This window comes from Ruegeria sp. BHSC029 (assembly GCF_059613085.1).
Genome location: NZ_JBXWRU010000001.1, coordinates 102402 through 125131 on the forward strand (window position 1 = coordinate 102402; position 22730 = coordinate 125131).

Here is a 22730-nt window from a genome sequence, read left to right on the forward strand (position 1 = left end):
CAACCTCACAAAAGCAGCGCGATGATGCCCGGCCAGATCAGAAGAACGGAAAGCGCCAGCAGCTGGATCCCGATGAATGGCAGGAAGCCGCGGAAGATATCCGTCAGGCTGATATGCGGCGGGGCCACCGATTTCAGGTAGAACGCCGCCGGGCCGAACGGGGGCGACAGGAAGCTGACCTGCATGTTCATACAGAACACGACGCCGAACCAGATCGCGACATGGCTGGGCTGCAACTGGCCGATGAGTCCGATTTCCTCGATGGGAAGGCGCAGAACGATCGGCAGAAAGACCGGAATGATCAAAAGCACGATGCCGACCCAATCCATAAACGCGCCCATGAACAGCAGGATCAGCATCATAACCAGAATGACCAGCATCGTCGGCAGGTCCTGCCCAACGATCAGATCGGCCACGTATTGGGGCCCGCCGGCAATGGTGTAGGCACCCGCCAGCGCGGCGGCGCCGATGGTGACCCAGATGATGGTGCCTGTGGATTTCAGCGTTCGCATCAAGCTGTCCCAAACCAGCTCGAACGATCCTTCGCCCCGCAGGATGGCGATGATCAGAACGGCGAAGGCGCCCATGCCTGCTGCCTCGGTGATGCCTGTGATCCCGCCATAGATCGAGCCGAGAACGACGCCGATGACGACCAGCGGCGCGACGAGGCCTTTGCCCATTTCCCACCCGATTTTGGCGCGCTCTTTGCCAAAGACGAAGAAGATCAGCAGAAGGGCGACGATCGTAATACCGGCAAACCAGGGCAGGTAGTCAGCTGTCCCCAATCGCGCGGGCTCGCCTTGGCTGGCAGCGTTCGAGCCGGAAAGCTCGAAAAACGCGGCCCGGATAAACAGAACGGTGGAAAATCCGGCGACGACGATGCTCATGAAGGCGGCAAACAGTTTGCGCTTTTCAGCCGGTTCGGGGTCGCTCGGGTCCGGTTCCGGAAGCGGCGCGTGGTGAGGATTCAGCCGCGTGCGAATGATGATGTACAGGATGATCATCGAGGCCAGCATGAAGCCGGGAATGAAAGACGCCGTGAACAGCGACTTGATCGAGGTTTCGGTGATCAGCCCATAGATGATCAGAACGATCGAGGGCGGGATCATGGTCCCCAGCGACCCCGAGGCGCAGATGACGCCGATGGCGAGGTTCTGATCGTAGCCGAGGCGCAGCATCTGGGGCAGGGCGATCAGACCCAGCAGGACAACCTCACCACCGATGATGCCGGACATGGCCGCCATGATCACCGCCATGATCGAGGTCACGATCGCAATGCCGCCACGAGTTCTGGACAGCCAGACATTCAGCGAAGAATACATGTCGCGCGCGATCCCGGATCGCTCCAGCAGCGATGCCATGAAGATGAACAATGGCACGGATATGAGCACGTAGTCCGTTAAGAGCCCATATATCTTCTGCGCCAGAATATAGAGTGGCCCAGTCCCGGGGCGTCCGGTCAGAATGCCATCGCCGAATGAAAACGGGTTCAAAAGAAGTGTCGGCTCGAACTTCAGAACAAGAACCAGAACCGCAAGCGAGGCCGAGGCCAGACCCAGGGGCATCCCGATCGCCAGAAGCACGATCAGGGCGACCATCAGGATGAGTGAGATCGTTCCAATATCCATCAGTCTTGTCCCACCGCTCGTTTGATCATTTCAATTTCGTCTTCGTCCGGTTCATCCGTGTGGATTTCCGGTTCTTTGTTCCAATCCGCGATCAGGTTCAGAACGGCCTGCATGGCGACCAGGGTGATCACGATCAGGACCATGGGTTGCAACGTCGCCGGTATCGGCGGGTTGAAGGCCGAGCCATAAAGCTCCCATTTGTAGAGTTTGTTGACGAAAACCTGCTGATAGCTGCCGTAGACCAGAAAGAACGCGAACATCACGATCAGGATGGTCGAGATCGTGTCGAACACCCGCTGCAACCAGCGAGGAACCGCATCATACAGCAGAAAGATCCGGATATGGCTGCGTTGCTGCATGGCATAGTAGCCGGACATCAGGAACACGAAGCTGGCGAACCACAGTGTCATCTCGTTGGCCCATTCGGTCGGCTTTTCGAGGATGTAGCGCATGAAGACTTCGTACAGCATCACCACCGTCATGATGGCGATCATCATCATCGTGACCCGGCCGATGAAAAGGGCGAAGCGGTCCATCGCAGTCGTGCCCTCGTATTCCATCGCGGCCGGCTGGACGGTCTTGGTTCCGATCACCGCAAGGATCGGCAGCAGTATCAGCGCGCCGATATCGACAATGTCGACAAATCCGCCGAAAACCCCGGTCATTTCGGGCGTCACGTCGCTGCGCAGATAGATTTCCGTTACCTGGCTTTTCAGAGATTCGGACGTGTAGGGCAGCCAGTCCAACAGGAAGGCCGGCAGATGCCAGACGAGCCAACTGGCCGTTGCGACGAAGGCGAGCGGGATGAGCCACTCCAGTATTCCGCCTGAGTTTTTTTGCATCACGTAGCCCTCGTCCTTATCCGTCGATCCGGTGGTGATCGATAAATTCCAGGTCCGGCTCGACACCCAGTCCGGGGCCGGTCGGGATCGTCACGCGGCCTTTGTTGGCCTTGACTTGTTTCTGTATCTCCAGCGGAACGGTCAGCAGATCGTCGCGAAACTTGTTGTCCGTGGTGTCGAATTCCAACATCGGTTCCCAAGGGTGCAGACCGCCCGGAATTGCCGGCATTGCCGCGAGCAGATGCAGGTTGGTGGCCACAGCAACCGCACTTCCCCAGACGTGATTGACGACCGGGGCGAAGTGTGCGTGGCACAGCGCAAGTACCCGCAGATACTCAGAGATTCCGCCCAACGCGCATACTTCGGGCTGAGCGATATCGACACTGCGGTTTTCGAGAAGCGCGCGCCATGCCCAGCGATTGAACACAGCCTCGCCGCCGGAGATATTGACCTTCAGCCCCGCGCGCAGTTCGCGATAGCCATCAAGATCCTCAGGGGCCACCGGTTCTTCAAACCAATAGGCGTCAAGCTCTTCCAAGGCGCGGCCCACATGAAACGCGTCCGAGGTCGTGTAGGCATGATTTGCGTCGACCATGAAGGGAAAGTCGTCTCCAACCCCGCGACGCACCGCCTCGCAGAGCTGTACGTCCGGTTTGGGTCCGAACCCGGTCTTCATCTTGGTGGCGACAAACCCCATGTCCTTGATCGTTGCGGCTTCGTCCTCGAACCGGGCGGCAAGGTCGGCGATCGGCTCATCCCGCAGCATCATCCCGTAGCCGTAGCAGGGAACGCTTGTCCGATGCGCGCCGCCGATGAGTTTGTGCAGCGGCAAACCGGCCACCTTGCCGACGATGTCCCAAAGGGCGATGTCCACGCCGGACAGCGCCTGTATCGGCATTCCGCCTTGCCCATGATCTCGCAGAAGGTTGTACACCTTGTGCCAGATCACGTCCTTGTCCAAAGGGTCCAGCCCCAGAACCATCGGCTGAATGACCTGTTCAACGATGGATTTGTTGGCTCTTGCTACGTTGCCGGGGCCAAAACACTCTCCCCAGCCGGTCACGCCTTCGTCGGTTTGAACCTCGACCAGATGGGTTGTGCGCTTGTCATAATACTGCTGCGAATACCCCAGGACTTCGGGCATCTTGTACTGCAGTACATGGCTGGTGATCTTGGTGATTTTCATGAAATGCAGGGTCCCGGGCACATTCGGAGAGGCCGTCAGCACGGCCTTTCCGATTGTCGTTGAATGGCCGAAGCCCGATTATTGCATTGCGCCCAGATCGCGCAGGAAGTTGATGTGGCTTTCCAACAGCGCCTTGGCCTCTGGGGTCGTGGCGAACTCGGTCCACCCGACCTGAACGGCTGCGCGGTAGGCGGCCAGATCTTCCGGCGTCCACTCATACAGCTGAACGCCTTTGGCCTTCAGGTCCTTGGCGGTCTGAGCGTTCTGCACTTCGTTGATCGTCGCATTGTGCAGCGCCAGACTGTCCATCGCGACTTCCATGATCTTTTTGTGATGTGCAGGCATCGCGTCCCAAACGTCCTTGCGGCAGGCCAGGTGGTCTGCGGGCATCGAGTGGAAGCCGGGATAGTTCGTGTGACCGGCGATTTCGTACAGACCCAGACCCACGTTGTTGGTCAGGTTCGCAGCATCCGCGCCGTCGATGATGCCGGTTTCCAGAGCGGTGAAGATTTCGTTGAAGTCCATCACGATCGGCGATGCGCCCAACTCGGCAAAGACCTTGGTGGCCAGGCCCGGGGGCGAACGGAATTTCCAGTCTTTGAAGTCATCGACCTTGGCGATCGGCTTGGTCGAGGCCAGAGATTCCGGCCCCGGGATCCACCAGCCGATGAATTCCATGTCGTAGCCGTTGTACAGGTCATTGACGGCATCTCTGCCGCCACCGTGCAGCAGCCATGCCATTTGCTGATAGGGGTTCTGATAACCGCCCAGCAGATCGCCCGCGAACTGGAAGGCCGGGTTTTTGCCGGTCTGATAGCCGCCGCCGGTCATGTCGCAGTCGAGGATGCCTGTCGCCGCGGCATCGAAGGTTTCGACCGATTTGACCACCGAGGACGAGTAGAACATCTCGACTTCGATCTCGCCGTTCGACATTTCCTGGATGTCTTCGACGTATTTTGCCGCCATCTGCCCGGACAGCGTCTCGGGCGAGAAATGGGTTTGAATTCTCAGCTTGGTCGTTTCAGCCACCGCGAAACCGGCCGCCATCGTCGTTGCTACGGCCGCAACAGCCGCTGTCTTGACTATTTTCATATTGTCCTCCCAGACGTTGAGCAGTGCGCCGGGTGGGAGATCTTGCCGCCTCCCTTGTCGACACGCTGCTAGACGTTAAGCGGTCGAATCGAATGCAACAAGTAAAATATGAAATTTTCAAGAAATTCGAGATTCTTGCAATAAATCGAAAATATGATTAGGACACTAAGTGGCCAGACCTGAAAGGTGCAAACCGGAATGAATGAAGAAGTAGATATTTATCAGCACCTTAAAATGCGTCTGATCTCGAACGGATTCGAGCATGGTGCCAAGGTTCGGGCCGAAGAGTTGCGCAAGGACTATGGGTGCTCGGCCAGCACGGTTCGCGAAGTTCTTTTTCGTTTGTCATCGGTGGGTTTGGTGGACTTTCAGGAGCAGAAGGGCTTTCGTGTCCCGAAGCGTTCGCCGCAAAAACTGATCGAGCTGACCCACATCCGCGTTTTGCTGGAGGGAGAAGGCACCGCAATGTCGATCCGCAACGGCGGGGTGGATTGGGAAGCCAGACTGACTGCGGCGCATCACAAGCTGAGCCATATCGAAAAGCGCATTCATGCCACCGACGACCCCAGCGAGCTGATCGAGATCTGGTTTGCCTCGGAAAAGGAATTCCATCAAACGCTGATCTCGGCCTGCGGATCGGAAACGTTGAAGCAGATGCACGGCCGAATTTACGCGCAATTCCGGCAGCAGCTGATGGTGGCGGACCGGCGGTTCGAGTTCATCTCAGAGAACATCCGGCATCACGCCGACATCCTCGAGGCCGCATTGTCCGGCGATGAGCAACTGACCAAGCAGAAGATTCATGACCACCTCAAGCGCCACCTTACAGGCAAGACGATGGGCGACTAAGCGCGGAAGTCATCCTCAAGATAAACGCGGATGATGTCTTCAAAGCTCGACTCTGCGCGGAAGCCCAGCTCAAGCGCGCGGTCGGTTTGAAAGTCGCGTGGCCAGCCTTTGACAATGCGCTCTATGTCGGGGTCGGGAGCATGCTTGATCAGGTTGACCGCGTCTTGACCGGCGACAGTGCGCAGAGCTTCGATCTGTTCGGCGACCGTACAACTGATGCCGGGCATGTTCAGGGCGCGCCGGTCGTTCAGCAGCTTCGTATCGAGATCGGCCGCGTGGGTCAGAAATCTTGCCGCTGCCCGAGGGCTGGCGTGCCAGTGGCGAACGGTGTCGTGGACCGGCAGAACCGCCTCAAGCCCGTTCAGGGGCTCTCGAATGATACCCGAAAAGAAGGAGGAAGCGGCGGCATTTGCCTTGCCGGGCCGCACGCACAGCGTCGGCAGCCGCAGGGAGATGCCGTCGATGTATCCTTTTCGACTGAAGTCGGAAATCATCAACTCGGACGCAGCCTTCTGCGCCCCGTAGCTGGTCAGAGGGGCGCACAGGAATTCATCGTCGATCCTTGCGGGGAAAGGGGCGCCAAAGACGGCTATGGACGAAGCGAAGACCAGCCGCGGGCGGTAGGCGCCGCTGGTGGCGTCATGCTCGTCCTTCAATGCGTTCAACAGTGCCCAGGTCGTCATCAGGTTGACGTCCCAACCAAGGCCAAAATCAGCTTCTGCCTGACCCGAGACAATCGCGGCCAGATGAAAGATCACGTCAGGGCGCTGAGCGGCCAGAAGCTTGGCCGAGTTTGGGACCGCGATGTCGCCAACGGTTTTTTCTCCCGGTGCACCCTCGGCCGGAAATGAAAGGTCGAACAATGATACACGGGCGTCCGGGCCAAAGGTCTGTTCGGCCGAAATGTGATGCGCCAGTTTCTGCCCCAGCATTCCACCGCCGCCGATGATGAGGATATGCGTCACGACATGCCATTCCGTTTTCTGAGTTCGAGGTAGAGCGCAGAATGATCCAGCCCGGCCCCATCCATTTCGTTTATCAGGTATTCGAACCGGTCGCGTACGGCTTGCGTATTGGGCAGTTCCAGGCCCAGACCGCGCGCCTCAGCCAAGGTGTTGTCCAGATCCTTCAGCTGAAACTTCGAGAGTCCGCCGGGAACGAAGTCCCGGTTGGACATGCGTTCCCCGTGCTGCTGCAGGATCACGCTGTCGGCAAACCCACCGCGAAGCGCGGCGCGCAAAGCAGCCGGGTCTGCGCCACCTTGTTCGGCCAGCAGGGTTGCCTCGGCAACGGCGGAAATCGTGACGGCCACGATTGTCTGATTGGCCAGTTTGCACAACTGTCCGGCGCCGCTGGGGCCGACATGCACGGGGCGCCCCATGGCGGAGAGGATTGGCAGGACCTCCCGCATGACCTTCTCATCGCCGCCCACCATGATCGCCAGCGAGCCCGCCTCGGCCCCCTTGGTGCCACCGGAGACTGGGGCATCCAGATGCCGCAGGCCGAGGGTTTCGAGTTGGGCCGACTGCGCGCGGGCATGTTCAGGCTTGGCGCTGGACATGTCGATCCAGACGGCACCAGGTTTCAGCTGGTCGCAGAAAGAAGGGTCTTCAAGCAGCGGGCCGGTTGCGTATCCGTCGGCCAGCATGGTCACGATCACATCGGCTTGGGCAACCGCGTGGGCCGGGGTGTCTGCAACCGCGGCACCTTGGTCCGCCAATGGCCGTGCCTTTTCGGCGCTACGGTTCCAAACGGTCAGGGGAAAGCCTGCCGCAAGCAGGTTTCGTGCCATCGGCGCCCCCATTAGGCCGGTGCCCAAAAGGGTCACTTTGCGCTGTTCACTCATGCTTGCTTGTCCTCCTTCGGGCCGCACCACGCATGGTTATAGCCAAACCAAAATCTCTGTCATACGCTAACGGCATCAAGTTCCTGCGCCAAAGCCTGTCGCGTTTCCGTGCAGATTTTTTTGGTGCTGCCCGGTCGCACTCGGGCCCGGGGTCCTGGTGTTTGATCGCAAGTAGTGAAAGGTAAATTTTACATATGTCAGAAAGACTTGTGGGGAAGCGCGTCCTTGTGACGGCCGCCGGACAGGGTATCGGTCGTGCCAGCGCAATTGCAATGGCGCGCGAAGGGGCGCAGGTGTTTGCGACGGATATCAACCTCGAAAACCTTTCTTCGATTCGGTCCGAGAATCTCGAAAATATCGAAATTTTCGAGATGGACGTCACCGATGACGCCAGCGTCGCTCAGGGGGCTGAGCGGGCAAATCCGGACGTGTTGTTCAACTGTGCGGGCTTCGTGCATCACGGGACCATCCTGGACGCCACCGATGAAGAGTGGGATTTTGCGATGGACCTCAATGTGCGGTCCATGATGCGCACAACGAAGGCTGTGCTGCCGGGGATGGTCGAACGGGGCGGCGGCTCGATCATCAACATGTCTTCCGCTTTGGGGTCGATCATCGGCGCGCCCAACCGCTTTGTCTATGGCGCGACCAAAGCTGCGGTTGTGGGGCTGACGAAATCGGTTGCGGTTGATTTCATCACGAAGGGCATCCGCTGCAACTGCATCTGCCCCGGAACGGTCGACAGCCCCAGTTGGCGCGATCGGGTCGAGGCTTTAGCCCAAGAACTGGGCAGCAGGGAAGAAGCCATGGCGCAGTTCGTGGCCCGCCAGCCCATGGGCCGCGTCGCCAAGGCGGAAGAAATAGCGGCACTGGTCGTCTACCTGGCAAGCGATGAGAGTGCTTTCACCACAGGACATACACACATAATCGATGGGGGGTGGTCAGGCCAATGACGAAGATAACAAAGGACGATCTGCGGTCGCGGAAATGGTTCATGAATTCGGAGAACCTCGAGATGACCGCGCTGTATCTGGAACGGTATCTCAATTACGGCCTGACCCGCGCCGAGCTTCAATCCGGCAAGCCAATCATCGGCATTGCGCAAACGGGTAGCGATCTCAGCCCGTGCAACCGCCACCACCTGGAACTGTCCAAACGCGTACGCGACGGGATCATCGCGGCCGGCGGCACGTGCATCGAAATTCCGGTGCACCCGATTCAGGAAACGGGTAAGCGGCCTACTGCCTCGCTGGATCGCAATCTGGCCTATCTTTCGCTGGTCGAGAGTCTGTTTGGTTACCCGATCGACGGCGTGGTTCTGAACATCGGTTGCGACAAGACCACGCCGGCGCTTTTGATGGCGGCAGCCACCGTAAACATCCCCGCAATCGCTCTGTCGGTCGGCCCGATGCTGAACGGCTGGTGGAAGGGTGAACGCGCGGGGTCGGGAACCGTGATCTGGAAGGCTCGGGAAGACCTTGCTGCCGGTGAGATCGACACTGATGAGTTCATGGAAATCGCGGCGGCTTCGGCGCCTTCTGTTGGCTATTGCAACACGATGGGAACGGCGACCACGATGAATTCCCTGGCCGAAGCCTTGGGAATGCAACTGCCCGGGTCCGCCGCGATACCGGCCCCGTACCGGGAACGCGGACAGATCAGCTATGAAACCGGAAAGCGCATCGTGGAAATGGTGTGGGAGGATCTGCGCCCAAGCGATGTCATGACGCGGGCGGCATTTGAAAATGCGATCGTCATCAACTCGGCGATCGGTGGATCGACGAACGCGCCGATCCACTTGAATGCGATCGCCCGGCACCTAGGCGTTCCTCTCAACAACGATGACTGGCAAAGCCTGGGTCACGACGTACCGCTGCTGGTCAACATGCAGCCGGCCGGGAAATACCTTGGAGAAGATTACCAGCGCGCCGGCGGTGTCCCTGCCGTGGTCGGTGAGTTGATTGATGCCGGATTGCTGCCCAATCCCGATGCGCTGACGGTCAACGGCCAGTCGATGGGCGAGAACTGCGGGACACGCCGGTCGCTGAACGACGACGTGATCAAGCCGGTGAGAAATCCGGTCAAGCATCAGGCCGGGTTCATCAATCTCTCGGGCAACCTGTTCGAAAGCGCGATCATGAAGACATCGGTGATCTCGTCCGCTTTCCGCGAGGCCTACCTGTCGAACCCGGATGACCCCAATGCTTTCGAGGGCCGGGCGGTCGTGTTTGACGGGCCTGAGGACTTTCATCACCGCATCGATGATCCGGCAGAAAACATCGACGCAGACTGTATCCTGATCATGCGCGGCGCCGGACCCAAAGGTTACCCGGGCGCGGCCGAGGTGGTGAACATGCGGCCGCCCTCATACCTGTTGAAACAAGGGGTCGAGGCGCTGCCCTGCATCGGTGATGGGCGCCAGTCCGGCACGTCCGGAAGCCCGTCGATACTGAACGCCTCGCCCGAGGCGGCCGAAGGCGGCGGGCTGGCGCTGGTGCGAAATGGCGATCGGTTGCGCATCGATCTGGGCAAAGGTACTGCGGATATGCTTGTTCCGCTGGAGGAGCTGCATGAACGCGCCCGCGAACTGGAAGCTGCAGGTGGCTATTCGGTCCCGCCCGACCAGTCACCCTGGCAGGAGATCTTCCGTGAGAAGGTCGATCGTCTGGATCGCGGCATGACGCTGAAGGGCGCCGACAAATTCAGGGACATCGCGCGGCAATTCCTGCCGCGGGACAATCACTAAAAGGAACCGAAATGAAACTTGTTCGCTACGGAGCCGCAGGGTCGGAAAAGCCTGCGTTGGTCGACTCTGCGGGGCAATTGCGGGATTTGTCCGCCCATGTCACCGATATCACCGGTGAAACGCTGGGCGACGCCGTGCTGGACAGGCTGCGCGCAATTGATCCCGAAAGCCTGCCGATTGTTGAAGGGGATCCGCGGATCGGAGCTTGCGTGGGCAAGATCGGAAAATTTCTGTGCATCGGACTGAACTACTCGGACCATGCTGCCGAAACGGGCGCGGATATTCCCAAGCATCCGATCCTGTTCTTCAAGGCAAATTCCGCCATCGTGGGGCCTTATGATGACGTTGTGATGCCGCGCGGGTCCACCCATACCGATTGGGAATGCGAGTTGGGTGTGGTGATCGGCAAAACGGCGAAATACGTCTCCAAGGCCGATGCTTTGGACTATGTCGCCGGTTATTGCATCGTCAATGACGTGTCCGAGAGGCATTTCCAGACGCAGCTGACCGGACAATGGACCAAGGGCAAGTCCTGCGACACGTTCGGTCCGACCGGTCCGTGGCTGGTAACCCGCGATGAGGTTCCCGATCCTCAGGCGCTGGGCATGTCCCTGGATGTGAACGGTCAGCGGATGCAGACCGGAAACACGGCCACCATGATCTTTACCGTTGCCGAGATCATCGAGCATCTGAGCCAGTTGTTCACCCTTCATCCCGGTGACGTGATTTCGACCGGCACACCGCCCGGGGTCGGCATGGGGATCAAGCCCGATCCGGTCTATTTGAAGAAGGGCGACGTGATGGACCTGAGGATCGACGGGCTGGGTTTGCAGCGGCAGAAGGTCAGTCAGGATGACTGAGCTGTTGCAGATCGGCGGGATTACCGACCGGATGAAAGATCGGCTGTCCGCCGCATTTGATATTCGCCGGCTGGACGATTTTGATGCCGCGCGCATCACCCATGTGGTCACGAACGGACATGACGGCGTGCCGCCCGACCTGATGGCCCAACTGACAAACCTGAAGATGATCAGCGTCTATGGGGTTGGATATGATGCGGTCGATGCAACGGCTGCTGCAGCCCGCGGAGTTGTCGTCACGCACACCCCGAATGTGCTTAACAACGAGGTCGCAACCACCGCCGTTCTGCTGATGCTGGCCTGCTACCGAGAGCTTGTTCGCGACCATGAATACGTCCGATCGGGACGGTGGGAGACAGAAGGCAATGCCCCTTTGACCCGATCAGCCGACAATCAAAAGGTTGGAATTCTGGGGCTTGGCCGTATCGGCCAGGCGATTGCCGACAAACTGGCGCCGTGGTCGCCCGAAATCTCTTATCACACCCGCAGTCCCAAGGATGTGCCATACCGGTATTTCGACAAACTGGTCGACATGGCCGAACACGTGGATGTGCTGATTTGCATAACACCGGGCGGGCCGTCGACCAACAAGCTGGTCAACGCCGAGGTGATGCGGGCGTTGGGGGGCAGGGGCACGCTGATCAATGTCAGCCGCGGGTCCGTCGTTGACGAGGCAGCTTTGATTGAAGCGCTGCAAAGCGGTGCGCTTGGCTGGGCAGGGCTGGATGTTTTCGAGGATGAACCTCGCGTTCCACAAGCGTTGCGCGAGTTGCCAAACGTGGTTCTGTTGCCGCATGCGGGCAGTGCTACTGTCGAAACGCGTGCCGCGATGGGTGATCTGACGGTCGACAATCTGTTGCAACATCTCAAGGACGGATCGGTTCTGACCGCCGTGCCAGAATGCAAAGATCTGTGAATTGACCGCTTGGGCGCTCAGAACCCGTTGACCCGCTCGATCAGCCAATAGAGCGATATGCAGCCGATGGCATAGCCTGTTACGGGGGTGGCCAAGTGGGTCACCCAACCGGCGTTCCGTGGCGCGATAAGGCGCCACATCGCAATCAGAAGCGCGAGCACTGCGATAAAGGCAAGCTGACCGGCCTCGACGCCGATGTTGAAAGCCAGCAGCGCTGCAGGGATCTCTTGCGAAGGCAGGCCGATTTCAGCCAGAGCACCGGCAAAGCCAAGCCCATGCAGCAGGCCGAAACTGAAGCAGACGATCCACGGGTATTGCTCGGATAACCGCAGCTCGCCCTCTTTGTGCCTCAGGATTTCCAGAGCAAGGAATACGATGGACAAGGCAATAACGGCTTCGACGGGGCCGGCGGGCACGTTGAGAAACCCAAGCGTCGCCATCGCCAGCGTCAGCGAATGCGCGACTGTGAACGCGGTTATCGCACCGACCAACCGCCATGGGTTCCGCACCAGAACAAAAAGCGCAAAAACGAACAACAGGTGGTCCCAGCCGCCCAAAATGTGTTCGAACCCAAGCAGAAAGTAGCTGCTGAAAACCGACCAGATCGTAGGCTCCGCCGGAACCATCAATTCGGCCTCATCAGGCGTAAATCTGAGCGTCACGGGTTCAGTGTTCAGCGGTCGAACGCGCAGCAAGACATCGTTCTGCTGGCGCTCCAACCCGTCTATGGCCACAACATGGCCCGCGATTTCGGCATCACATTCTGCAATCCAAGAAGACACCCAAGCCTGGTTTTCCGCTGTTGGCTCCGGGCCATTTGCCGGCGCGCAATGGTCGGGCAGAACCGCATCGATCTCCATGGGTTGTCCGTTCACGTCGGGAATACGCCAAAGGATTCTCCAGGTGCCCGGCGCCAGTTCGTTCAGGTCCAGATAGCCGGGGTCAAGCGCGTGTGCTCGGCCGAATTGCGGAACCATGCCCAGCCAGAAACTCAGCAGAACAAAGAAGACCGTCTTCACGAGCCGCCCTCTGCGGATTCGGGTGTCTCGACACGGTACTGGGCGGCGAGGCTTTCGTATTGAGCCTGCGCCAGGTCCTGAGCCGTCGCCCTGCGCCAATCGTTCAGAACGGAGTCGTAGATCTCGGCGAGCGGCGGAAGATAACCGGGCTTTGCTTCGGTCACGCGGACAAGATGTTGCCCGTATCCCGAGTTGATCGGACCGATCCAAATCATCGGCTCGCTCCCGTCAAGCTGTGACGCAAACCCGCGACCAAAGGTTGTGTCGATTGCACCCGCGGCTGTCAGTGGCATCGACCGCGCCAGCAAGGACGAAACGCCAAGGCTGGACCAATCCGCGCCACCGTTCAGCGCCTGCAGAGTATCGTCGACGACGTCCGGGTCTGGGGCATCACCCATATAGATCTGATCAAACGCGATCAGGGTGGGGGTCGTGAAGCGGTCTGCGTTCTGGGCCAGATGCTCTTCTAAAACAGCCTCCTCGGGGGCGACCGAGGACGCAATTGCGGTAGTCAGAAACTCCATTTTTCGGGCAAGGCGGGCCCGGATCACCTGATCACCACGGTCCAAGCCCAGCTTTCGGGCCTCGCGCACAAGAATTTCTTCGCGGGTCCAGGAATCGATCAGCGCCTGCAACTCGGCGTCGGTGGGTTGGCGTTTCCAGCTGGCCTCGAACCGTGTTCTCAAAAGCGCGATGTCGTCGCTGTCAATTGTGATCGTTTCGGCCTCTTCCGGGGGCTCGGCCTCGTCGGATACAAGATAGAACCAGCCGAAAATGGCCAGCCCGATCAGAATGAAATGGAACAGCGGTTCTTTGTAAAAGCGCATGAAAGATCTGACCTGCTGGCAATTCGATACCCGATCGTTGATCCCAACGGCCCGTCATGTCAAATCGCCAATTTCAACTTGGGTGAAGATGTTGCAGCAACGACCCCGGCCCAAGGGCGCGATCCCGCGCCCCCGGTTTCGGTCTTGGTTCATTCGCTGGCAGGCGTGTACCAGATCGGTGACGAATACGCACGTTCCTGATGGATCAACTGGGCCTCGGCCGGCAGATCGATTCCAAAACGAAGCTTGTCGTACAGCACCCAGCGCGGGGTCGGGATTTCCAGAACCCGCACGTAGTAGAATGCCCGCGCGTTGGGATCGAAGTCGGGATCCGTCCAAACGGTCACCAATTCCGATGCGCCGATCGAGTTGCTCCAGCTGGCGGTATCCAGATCGACGGTATTGCCGACTTCGGGAAGGTTACCATTGGCATCCAGCGCACGATCGTCGGACCAGGCCACGTTGTAGACCTTTTCCTGAAGCGCGCCGTCTGCATCCAACCAGCCCTTGACGACCTGAACTCGATCAAGGTTCGCACCGACGGGGTCACGCAGCGCGCCGATCAGGAAAGTCGGTGCGCCTTCACCCTCGGGCGGACGCAGGTCACCGCCCATCGGCACCCCTTTGGTGTATCCCACATCGGCCACCAGACGCGTCAGCAGGTCGGACTCATCGAAATCCCATCCGCCGAAGAAACGAAGCCCGATGCGAGGCCCGGTCGTGGCGTATGTCTCGCGTCGCTTGAACGCGTCGAAAATGGCCGAGCGCGTATTCTCGGACGCCCAGACTGCGGTATAGCCCGATGCGACCAGCGTATGCCCCTCAAAGGCGCCCAGATCGCTTTCGACAAACGGGTGCAGAACGCGCGTAGCCGACGGCTCAGCGCTTACGGATTTGCCGAAATAGTTGTCTTCCTCGGCCGTTGCCAGCGACGTATGGCTGTCCGTCGCGCCGCCCATCCCGAACTTGTAGGGGTTCACGCCAAATTTCTCTTCAAGCATCAGCCCGCGCTTCAGCGCCTCGCGCGCGTATTCGCCGGCCAGCATGTCATCGGTTTTCAGCTCGGAGATATCGAGGTTCCCGACATCCCAGTTTTCATAGTCGGCAAATGGGTCGTCGGGGCTGAGATAGGGATGGGCTTCGCCGTCACCCTTGATCTGGGTGACCTCGTAATGCGGTTCCCACTTGGCGCGGTTCTGTACGTATTCCTCATCCACCTTGCCGCCGTGATAGGTGTCTTCGGTCGGGAACATCCAGCCGTTCGACAGATTGCCGTTATGCGCGAAAGCAACGGCACGGCCTCCGGTCTTGGCCTGGTACTCCTCGAGCCACTCGTAAAGTGCCTTCGGATCCGTGTTCCCATAGGGCGGCTGCGTGACCGGCGGCACCATCTGCAACGCACGGATCGGGCCATCGCGCAGCATGACGTTTCGATGCAGGTTGAATCCCTTGGGCACCGAGGTCCATTCGAAACCGATGAACGCTGTGAAATTGCCCGGGTCGTTGTGCCGTTCTGCGGCCATCACGATATGTTCCCAGGTAAACGCAAAGGCGTCCGCTCCGGGGCTGTATGATTCAAGCAGGTCTTCCGGAAGGGTCATTTGCGAGAAATTGGAAATGATGTCGAACGCCGCTTTGGCAGCTTCGTCTCCGCCCGCAGAGTACCCTTCGTACCATTCCAGACCCTTGGGATGTGCCAAGACCCCCGGCTTTCCGGCCTGCAGGTCCGGGGCAAACCCCATCAGGTCGGTATGATCCGTAAGAACCATCCAATCCAGTGGGCGCGCAAGCCGAACCGGTTGTCCGGTCGACGAGATGACCTGTTGGCCTTTCGCAAATCGCCAGGCGTCATCCGGCAGCAGCGTGTTCCCGAACGTTCCGGCGTCCAGTGACAACCCGGTGTGCAGGTGCGTGTCCCCCCAAAGAGGGCGCTCCGGGAATGTCCGGTTGGCATAGGGCGAGAACGGACGCTCGGCAAAGGTTCCCTCTGCAGCTTCCTTGGTCGGCACAGCGTCGGCGAGAACGCCTGCCGGGCCGAGTGTCAGCAGCATTGAACAGACGTAGAGTCGCAGCATGAGAACCTCCCAATTCAACAGCTTCGAATTCAAAGAAACGGTTTTATGTCATAACATTCTGATATGACGATAGCATGTGGGTGGGACCGACTGTCAATTCTGCCGGGTTCAGGAAGCCAGAAAAGCCTTGCACTCACGGAAGGGCGGGAGCCTTCGCCGCCGGTCTGTTTAAGTGCGATCCGACGAGTGCTGTGACTAAGGTGCGTCCGAGATTATCCGCGGTTTGGCCAGGCGGCTTTCCAATAGATCGCCCGTCTCTTCGGCGATCGGGTAGGCCACAAAGGCCAGCGCCGCGTTGATTTGCTTCAATAGGCGCAGCGTCTCCTGGTGGATATTGGTTGTCTCGATGCTGGCCGGACCCCGACTTTGAAGGCGCTTCAGGTGGCGCTCCTGCAGGTATTGCTCTTCGATCCGGATGCGATCCTTTTCGGCGACCAATTGGCGGGCCGCCTCAGCGTCGCCGGTGGTTAGAATGCTCAGAGCCAACTGGCCGTTCGTTGTGATCTGATCGTGGAATTGTTCAATGTCGGTCAGACCTTCCTTGGAAAATGTGATGCCCTCGTCAGCCATTTTCTTCGCCAGGGCCACAAGGTTGACCGCGATCCGGTCGGCGGCCTCTTCAAGGTTGTTGGCCATCGACACCAACTCGAGTGTCTTTTTCTCCTGCTGAGGTGTCAGATCGCCTTCCCGCAGGCGCGAGACGTAGATTTTGATATCAAAATGCATGCGGTCGACATCGTTTTCCCGCAATTCGATGGTGCGGGTAAGTTCGGGGTCCCAGTTCCGGAACAGGTGAATGGTCGGCACCAGCATCGCCTGAACCGTTTCAGCCATGCGCAGCAGTTCGCGCTGTGCGCAGGCCAGCGCCAGAGGCACGTGGTCCAGTGCGCTGGGGTCCAATGCCGTCACGTTGTCGGCGGTGATGCTGGAGTGGCGGGGAACGAACGTGTCGGCCAACCGGATCAGCAGGTTGGTGAACGGCAGCGCAACGACCAGAAGGGCGACATTCATCGCAATGTGCAGCATCACCACCTGTTGACCGGGCGCTGTGCCGAACGCGGATATGTTCAGTACGCCGGTCAGCAGCAGGGCCAGCGCCACCAAAGTGACACAGGCCCGAGCCACCAGGTTGGCAAGGACGATCAACTTGGCCGGGCGCTCCTGCGACCAGAGCAGGGCGAATGAGATCACGGCGCCACCGAGATTGGCACCGATGACCAGTGCGGCGGCCACCGTGCCGCCAACCAGTGCTGACGCCGCGAATGTGGCAAAGGTCAGCACCGCGGCAAGGCTGGAATGCATGAGCCACGCCAGAATTGCGCCGACCACATAGGCGCTGATCAAGTCACTTTGAAAATATGCGGCAATGCTTTGAACGATTGGGCTGGCCCCGATTGGCACTGTGGCTTCGCGGATCATTCCAAGCGACAACAGCACCAGGGCAAAACCGATGGTGATGCGCCCGATTTGTTTCGTCCGCCGTCGACCGGCTTTCAAAAACACCACGACGCCGACCAGCAATGCGAATGGCATCACCGCCTGGACGGGCAGGGTCAGCACCTTTGCCATCAGGGCGGATCCCACCTCTGCCCCCAGCAGCAGCGCAAGGGCCGAGGGTGGGGCCAGCATGCCCGATACCGCGAATCCGGCTCCGATCAATGCAACTGCAGTCGAGCTTTGCATAAGCATCGCTGCCATACCGCCACCCAATGCAGCGGAGATTCGGTTTTCAGACAGGATTTTCAGGCCGCGTTTCAACTCGGGCAGGAACGCTCGTTCCACTCCGGTCCGGATCAACCGGACAGACCACAAAAGCAGGGCGACGCCGGCCGCCAGATGGGTGGCCAGCACGATCATGCGTTCAATACCTTGTTTGCGCTGCGCCGTTGCATGGCCAACATTTTGCCTTCCACAATGGGGTGAGTCCGACGATTTTCATCACCAGTTTGAGGGTAATGCAACAAAATATTTGCAAATATGAGGTAAACGCCACAGAAATTGAATGTCGTCTAGCCGGGGCAATAGGATGTCAAAGGCCAAAACACGTCAGAAACACAGCAAGAAAGGGCGGGATCGGCTGAAAAAGTCCGATCGTCGCCAACGTATCCTGCTTGAGCTCAAGCTGCGCCCGCACGTGCGCATCAGTGATCTGGCCCGCAGTTTCGACGTATCCACCGAGACCGTCCGCAGGGATTTTGACGCGCTGGCCGAAGACGGCCTGATTGCGCGTGCGCACGGTGGCGCGTCGGCGCCGGTGCAAGGGCATTATCTCAGTTTGGACGAGCGCAATGCGGCCCGGGTTGCCGAACGCGAGCGGATAGGAAACGCCGCCGCTGGCCTTGTGCGTGAAGGTGAGACGGTCATGATCGACTCGGGCTCGACAACCGCTCAACTGGCGCGCTCATTGGCATATCGCGACATACGCTGCACTGTCATCACGAATTCTATTCCGGTGGCCGTGACACTGGGCGGCAGCGCGGCCGAGGTGATTGTTTGCCCCGGTGCTTATCTTGCCGCCGAGGCTGCCGTCGTTGGTTACGAAACGCTGGAGTTTCTGGGCCGGTTCAACGTCGATCGCTGCATGATCGGCGCGTCGGGATTGTCCGATGATGGCCCCAGCGAGCCGATCGGTGATATCGCCGCCGTCAAACGCGCGATGCTGGGCCGTTCTGCGGAACGTCATCTTCTGCTGGATGCCCAGAAGTTCAATCAGAAGCAGTTGCACAGAGTGTGCGAACTGTCGGATTTGGACACGTTGATCGTCGACACGGTCCCGCCAAGCCAGTTGGCTGTGGCGCTGAGCGTGGCAGATGTCGAACTGTTGATCGCCGATCCTGCGCCCGAGCAGGCTTTGGCCTGAACCGTTGAGGTCCAGCCCGGGCCGGGACCGGCAGCGCAGAGGGCCAGGGGGCGAAATTGCGGTCTAAAACCTTGGCGCTGCCTTATCCCTAAGAAGCGTAGTCCGGCCGGGATCATCCCGACCGGATTGCGTCGGTATCAGGCCTCTTGCAGTAACCGTTCGCTTATGTCCCACAGCTTTTCGGCTGATGCGTCATCGCAGGCATGTGCGTTGACCCCAAAATATCGGGCCGTCGGGCTGTTGGGGTCGGTCGGGGCAGCAATGTCGGCGTCCTCGCAATACACTCCTGGTTTGCCAACCAGCTTTGGCGAAGTCGCCGCCCAAACCGTTGTTGACGCGCCCTGTTCGGGCGTCTTGAAACCCTCCTTGGCCAATGCGGACGGCTCGCCATCCTCGTTCAGCCAACCCAGTGCGATCATCTCTTCCTTCGGCAGGTGCCGTTGCAGAGGGGTGAATATCCCACCGGGATGTACCGAAAACGCCAACCCGCCGGTCGCTGCCAAACGGCGGGACAGGGCGTTGGCAAACAACGCATTTGCGGTTTTTGCTTGGCCATAGGCCTGCCATTTGTCGTAGTCCGTCTTTTCGAACTGGATATCATCCCAATGCACGTCGCAAATCTTGTGTGCGGTCGAGGAAAGAGCAACGACCCGCGCGCCCGGCGTTTGCTCCAAAAGCGGCAGCAGCAACTTGGTCAGGGCAAAGTGGCCCATGTGGCAGATACCGAATTGGGATTCCCAACCGGGTCCAACACGGGCCTCGGGGCACGCCATGATCCCGGCGTTGTTGATCAGCAGATCCAGGTTTTGCAGGTCGCTGGATACCGTTTCGGCAAACCGTCGGACTGATCCCAGATCCGCCAGGTCCATCGGTGCGGTTCTGACATTGCCGTCCACGCTCGCCAGGCTCTCTTGCGCTTTGGTTTCCGAGCGTACGGGAACGATCACCGCGGCCCCCTTGTCGGCAAGGGCGCGGACGGTTTCGAGGCCAATGCCGCTGTAGCCACCGGTTACGATTGCGGTCTTTCCGGTCAGGTCGATATCGGCCAGCACTTCGGCCGCCGTGCTTTTTGCGTGAAATCCTGAATTTGAAGGAACTTGGTCGGAGACTGCCATCAGGTATCCTTGCGATTTCGGGGGCAACATCGCCCGGTTGCATCATGGATGAACCTAACCTGCCCGCCTCGGGTGGAACACAGAGCTTCCTCCTCAACTCTTGCTCGATTCTCCGAAACCCAAGAGCAAAGCGTGCAGCTCAGGTCACGTGATCCCGGGTCAGTTCTCGGGGCGGAACGCCAAATTTTTTGGCGAACTCTCGGCTGAATTGGGCCGGGCTTTCATACCCAACTGCGTGTGCAACACTCGATACAGGCGTTCCCGTCTGCTGAAGCAGTTGGAAAGCCTCGGTCAGGCGCAGGTCTTTCTGGAATTGCAGCGGAGTGTTGGCCGTGACCCGTTTGAAGGCGTCATAGAATACCGACGCGCTCATGCCCGAGATCGCGGCCAAGTCCGAGGCTTTGATCGTCGAGCGGTACTCCTTGCGGATATGCGCGATTGCCTTGGCGACCTGATTGGCCTTGCTGTCCGCGCGGATGATACGGCGCAGTGCGCGCCCTTTGTCGCTGCGCAGAACCCGGAAATAAACCTCGCGGACTGCGGCGGCCCCCAGCGTTTGCTCTGCGATCGGATCTCGGCGCAGACGGAATAGACGTGCAAATGAATCAATGACTTCCACATCGGCCTGACCGCTTTCCAGGGCCGGACCAGCATCGTCCAGCGAGGTGCCGCCCATGTCGGTGTAGACGCCCCGCAATACGCGCATGTCGATGCCGAGATACAAGGCGATGTAGGGGTTTTCGGGCGAGGCATCCACAAGGCCCGAGACCATTGGCAGGGCGCTTCCCACGACAATGACGTCCCCTGCGTCATAACGGACATGCTCGGTTCCGTACTGCACCGACTTGCTGCCCTGAAGCACCAGCCCGATCATGGGCTCAACGACCGAGCATGACGGGCGTTTGGATTGGCGCGTCTGGGCCAATACCATGTCCCGCACACCACAGGGCCAAAAGCCGTCATCCAGCTGGGCCTCGGTAATCAGCGCCTTGGCGTCGTCAAGGAGTCTCTGCAGTTCCAATGGGGTCTCTCCGGCCAGTCTGCCAAGACTACAACCTGCATTTTTCCGCACAAGAGTTTTGGTCTGACATTCGGAGGATCAGGCAAGTCCGCCGGAGAAACAGCTGACTGAATTTCCAGAGGCGTGCGGTTGACCGTCGCTGCCGAGATTGGGGGGCATCTGATCTGACCGGTCTAGGCACAAAGGTAACAGTGTTCGCAGCCTGATTGCTGCTAAGAGAACCCAGGCGAATTGTCCGAAGGGGCAGACCGGCTGCTATTCCGCCGCTGAAATCTCCCACGGTGGGCGATAGATGCAATCAGCCAGTGTTGCCCGGTTCAGGTCGTCAAAAAACGCTTGCTCGGCTAGCTTCAGTCGATCCTTCAAAAGGCAGCTTGGAGTCAGAGTGCACGCACTGCCATCGGCCGAGAAACACTCAACGATTGGTTGCCCGGTCTCCAGAGTGCGCACTACGTCGCCCAAGCGGATGTCCGACGCCGGGCGAGACAGGACAGCCCCGCCGCCACCGCCCCGCCGCGTTTTGAGGTATCCGGCATTGGCCAATGCTGAAATGACCTTGGCGAGATGGGCGCGTGACACCTTGAATTCATCCGCAAGTTCGCCAGTTGAAAACGGGCGGTCCGGGCTGCCAGCCAGCCGCATCAGAATGCGGAGACCATAGTCAGTGAATGAGGTGAGGCGCATGGTCGCGTTTTCCAATCGGTATTTTCTATGCGTATTAGCAAAACAGAATGCGCAAATCAAATTCCGATTCGAGGTGCTCGGGTCGTGAACCTGAAAGCACGGACCATGACGAACTTCGATATGCACGAAGCTGATCTTGAGACAGACGCTCTGATTGATCACATCCTCACACGGTATCACGAAACACACCGGACCGAGCTTGAACAGCTTCAACATCTTGCTGAACGCGTGGCCTTGGTTCACCGAGACGACCCCCAAGCCCCCCGAGGGTTGGTCCGCGCCCTGGCCGAACTGGCGGCCGAAATGGAAACGCACATGGCAAAAGAGGAGATCGTCCTGTTTCCCGCCATGCGCATGGGCGGCATGGAAGGTATCGAAAACCCGATCCGGGTTATGCGCGCCGATCACGATGGCCACGCCGAGAGTATCGCTCTGATCCGGCATATCACCCATGACCTGACACCGCCCGCACATGCCTGCGGGTCTTGGCGACGGCTTTACGATGGGCTGCGGAACCTTTTGGCGGATCTTGACCGGCACATGATGCTTGAAAACCAGGTCCTGTTTCCACGGTTCGAACGGTAGAGGGGATCAATCATGCTTCTTGCAGGTGTCGACGCAAGTGAGGCAGGCGGAACGGATCATTTGCTGGCGACAGTGGCCGCGCGATTGCAGGAAGAAGGTCTGTGCTTGCTCGGAGCGTTGCGTGTGAACATTCCGGATACTGGCGCCCAGTTTTGTGAGACAACGCTTGGACTGCTGCCGCATGGTCCCAATATCCGGATCACGCAGGATCTGGGTTCGGGCTCAGGCGCGTGTCGCATGGACGCCGGTGCGATCGAAGACGTGGTCGGCATCGCGACCGCTCGGTTGCGAGATGACGGTTGCGATATTGTTCTGCTGAACAAGTTCGGCCTCAGCGAGGCTGAGGGCCGCGGATTTCGCACCCTCATAGCGGAGGCCTTGGCGCGAGATACTCCGGTCCTGATCGGCGTGAGCAAAACCCATCGCGCCGCCTTCGATCAGTTTGCCGGTGGAACCGCCAAGCTCCTGCCGCCCCTTGAGGGCGTTGTTGTCGAATGGTGCCGATGCTCCGTCGCGCAAGGCCGAAACACGGCGGCACCGGGTTGAACCCGCACAAATACAACAGCCAAACGGATGAGG

At 59.3% G+C, this 22730-nt stretch carries 21 protein-coding genes; 8 read left to right on the forward strand and 13 right to left on the reverse strand.

What is annotated here, in order from left to right; genetic code table 11:
- Positions 1-5: 5 nt before the first annotated feature.
- The 4 genes from AC2FML_RS00465 to AC2FML_RS00480 form a co-directional block, all read right to left on the reverse strand.
- Positions 6-1628 carry a TRAP transporter large permease gene (locus AC2FML_RS00465; RefSeq protein ID WP_170594930.1) on the reverse strand — a complete coding sequence of 541 codons (1623 nt, stop codon included), beginning with the start codon at positions 1626-1628 and terminating at the stop codon, positions 6-8.
- Positions 1628-2470: a TRAP transporter small permease subunit gene (locus tag AC2FML_RS00470; protein ID WP_174819626.1), complete on the reverse strand. Its 843-nt coding sequence runs from the start codon at positions 2468-2470 to the stop codon at positions 1628-1630. The genes AC2FML_RS00465 and AC2FML_RS00470 overlap by 1 nt, the downstream gene beginning before the upstream one ends.
- 16 nt (positions 2471-2486) lie before the next feature.
- Positions 2487-3656, reverse strand: coding sequence for a mandelate racemase/muconate lactonizing enzyme family protein (locus AC2FML_RS00475; protein ID WP_496781514.1), 1170 nt, complete (start codon positions 3654-3656; stop codon positions 2487-2489).
- Between the two features lie 78 nt (positions 3657-3734).
- The gene (locus AC2FML_RS00480) at positions 3735-4748 is read right to left on the reverse strand and encodes a TRAP transporter substrate-binding protein (protein WP_170357472.1); all 1014 of its coding nucleotides are present in this window, start codon (positions 4746-4748) and stop codon (positions 3735-3737) included.
- A 198-nt stretch (positions 4749-4946) separates the two neighbouring features.
- Between AC2FML_RS00480 and AC2FML_RS00485 the strand changes: the two genes are divergently transcribed.
- Positions 4947-5597, forward strand: a complete 651-nt coding sequence (locus AC2FML_RS00485) for a GntR family transcriptional regulator (protein WP_170389667.1) — start codon at positions 4947-4949, stop codon at positions 5595-5597.
- Here the strand turns inward: AC2FML_RS00485 and denD are convergent.
- Both denD and AC2FML_RS00495 read right to left on the reverse strand, forming a co-directional pair.
- On the reverse strand, positions 5594-6562 hold the full coding sequence (denD, locus tag AC2FML_RS00490; RefSeq protein WP_496781515.1) for a D-erythronate dehydrogenase: 969 nt from the start codon (positions 6560-6562) through the stop codon (positions 5594-5596). The genes AC2FML_RS00485 and denD overlap by 4 nt on opposite strands.
- A complete protein-coding gene (locus tag AC2FML_RS00495; protein ID WP_496781517.1) occupies positions 6559-7443 on the reverse strand; it encodes an NAD(P)-dependent oxidoreductase in 885 nt (294 codons plus the stop codon). Before AC2FML_RS00495 ends, denD begins: the two co-directional genes overlap by 4 nt.
- Before the next feature lie 194 nt (positions 7444-7637).
- On the opposite strand from AC2FML_RS00495, the gene AC2FML_RS00500 reads away from it, so the two are divergent.
- Genes AC2FML_RS00500 through AC2FML_RS00515 form a run of 4 tightly spaced genes read left to right on the forward strand, consistent with a single transcriptional unit; the run spans position 7638 to position 11965 of the window.
- Positions 7638-8396 (forward strand): SDR family oxidoreductase, encoded by a 759-nt coding sequence (locus AC2FML_RS00500; protein ID WP_496781519.1) that lies wholly within the window; start codon positions 7638-7640, stop codon positions 8394-8396.
- Positions 8393-10189 (forward strand): IlvD/Edd family dehydratase, encoded by a 1797-nt coding sequence (locus tag AC2FML_RS00505; protein WP_496781521.1) that lies wholly within the window; start codon positions 8393-8395, stop codon positions 10187-10189. The genes AC2FML_RS00500 and AC2FML_RS00505 overlap by 4 nt, the downstream gene beginning before the upstream one ends.
- An 11-nt stretch (positions 10190-10200) precedes the next feature.
- On the forward strand, positions 10201-11049 hold the full coding sequence (locus AC2FML_RS00510; protein ID WP_170371507.1) for a fumarylacetoacetate hydrolase family protein: 849 nt from the start codon (positions 10201-10203) through the stop codon (positions 11047-11049).
- The gene (locus AC2FML_RS00515; protein WP_496781523.1) at positions 11042-11965 is read left to right on the forward strand and encodes a 2-hydroxyacid dehydrogenase; all 924 of its coding nucleotides are present in this window, start codon (positions 11042-11044) and stop codon (positions 11963-11965) included. Before AC2FML_RS00510 ends, AC2FML_RS00515 begins: the two co-directional genes overlap by 8 nt.
- 17 nt (positions 11966-11982) lie before the next feature.
- On the opposite strand, the gene AC2FML_RS00520 is transcribed toward AC2FML_RS00515, so the two are convergent.
- From AC2FML_RS00520 to AC2FML_RS00535, 4 genes are all read right to left on the reverse strand, one after another.
- Positions 11983-12984: a HupE/UreJ family protein gene (locus AC2FML_RS00520; protein ID WP_260065618.1), complete on the reverse strand. Its 1002-nt coding sequence runs from the start codon at positions 12982-12984 to the stop codon at positions 11983-11985.
- Complete coding sequence (locus AC2FML_RS00525; protein WP_496781524.1) at positions 12981-13811, reverse strand: peptidyl-prolyl cis-trans isomerase; 831 nt, start codon at positions 13809-13811, stop codon at positions 12981-12983. The genes AC2FML_RS00520 and AC2FML_RS00525 overlap by 4 nt, the downstream gene beginning before the upstream one ends.
- A gap of 149 nt (positions 13812-13960) precedes the next feature.
- Positions 13961-15886: a DUF3604 domain-containing protein gene (locus tag AC2FML_RS00530; protein ID WP_244952398.1), complete on the reverse strand. Its 1926-nt coding sequence runs from the start codon at positions 15884-15886 to the stop codon at positions 13961-13963.
- A 195-nt stretch (positions 15887-16081) separates the two neighbouring features.
- The gene (locus tag AC2FML_RS00535; RefSeq protein ID WP_496781526.1) at positions 16082-17743 is read right to left on the reverse strand and encodes a Na/Pi cotransporter family protein; all 1662 of its coding nucleotides are present in this window, start codon (positions 17741-17743) and stop codon (positions 16082-16084) included.
- A 169-nt stretch (positions 17744-17912) separates the two neighbouring features.
- Between AC2FML_RS00535 and AC2FML_RS00540 the strand changes: the two genes are divergently transcribed.
- Positions 17913-18746: a DeoR/GlpR family DNA-binding transcription regulator gene (locus AC2FML_RS00540; protein ID WP_496781528.1), complete on the forward strand. Its 834-nt coding sequence runs from the start codon at positions 17913-17915 to the stop codon at positions 18744-18746.
- Positions 18747-18883: 137 nt separating this feature from the next.
- On the opposite strand, the gene AC2FML_RS00545 is transcribed toward AC2FML_RS00540, so the two are convergent.
- From AC2FML_RS00545 to AC2FML_RS00555, 3 genes are all read right to left on the reverse strand, one after another.
- Positions 18884-19861, reverse strand: a complete 978-nt coding sequence (locus tag AC2FML_RS00545) for an oxidoreductase (protein WP_496781530.1) — start codon at positions 19859-19861, stop codon at positions 18884-18886.
- A 139-nt stretch (positions 19862-20000) separates the two neighbouring features.
- Positions 20001-20882 carry an AraC family transcriptional regulator gene (locus tag AC2FML_RS00550; protein ID WP_170357484.1) on the reverse strand — a complete coding sequence of 294 codons (882 nt, stop codon included), beginning with the start codon at positions 20880-20882 and terminating at the stop codon, positions 20001-20003.
- Between the two features lie 255 nt (positions 20883-21137).
- Complete coding sequence (locus AC2FML_RS00555; protein ID WP_496781532.1) at positions 21138-21566, reverse strand: RrF2 family transcriptional regulator; 429 nt, start codon at positions 21564-21566, stop codon at positions 21138-21140.
- 105 nt (positions 21567-21671) lie between these two features.
- Here AC2FML_RS00555 and AC2FML_RS00560 point away from each other — a divergent pair, with 105 nt between their 5' ends.
- Positions 21672-22151: a hemerythrin domain-containing protein gene (locus AC2FML_RS00560; RefSeq protein WP_254434961.1), complete on the forward strand. Its 480-nt coding sequence runs from the start codon at positions 21672-21674 to the stop codon at positions 22149-22151.
- Between the two features lie 12 nt (positions 22152-22163).
- Entirely contained in the window at positions 22164-22697 is a 534-nt protein-coding gene (locus AC2FML_RS00565) for a DUF2478 domain-containing protein (protein ID WP_170437135.1), read from the forward strand.
- Positions 22698-22730: the final 33 nt, after the last annotated feature.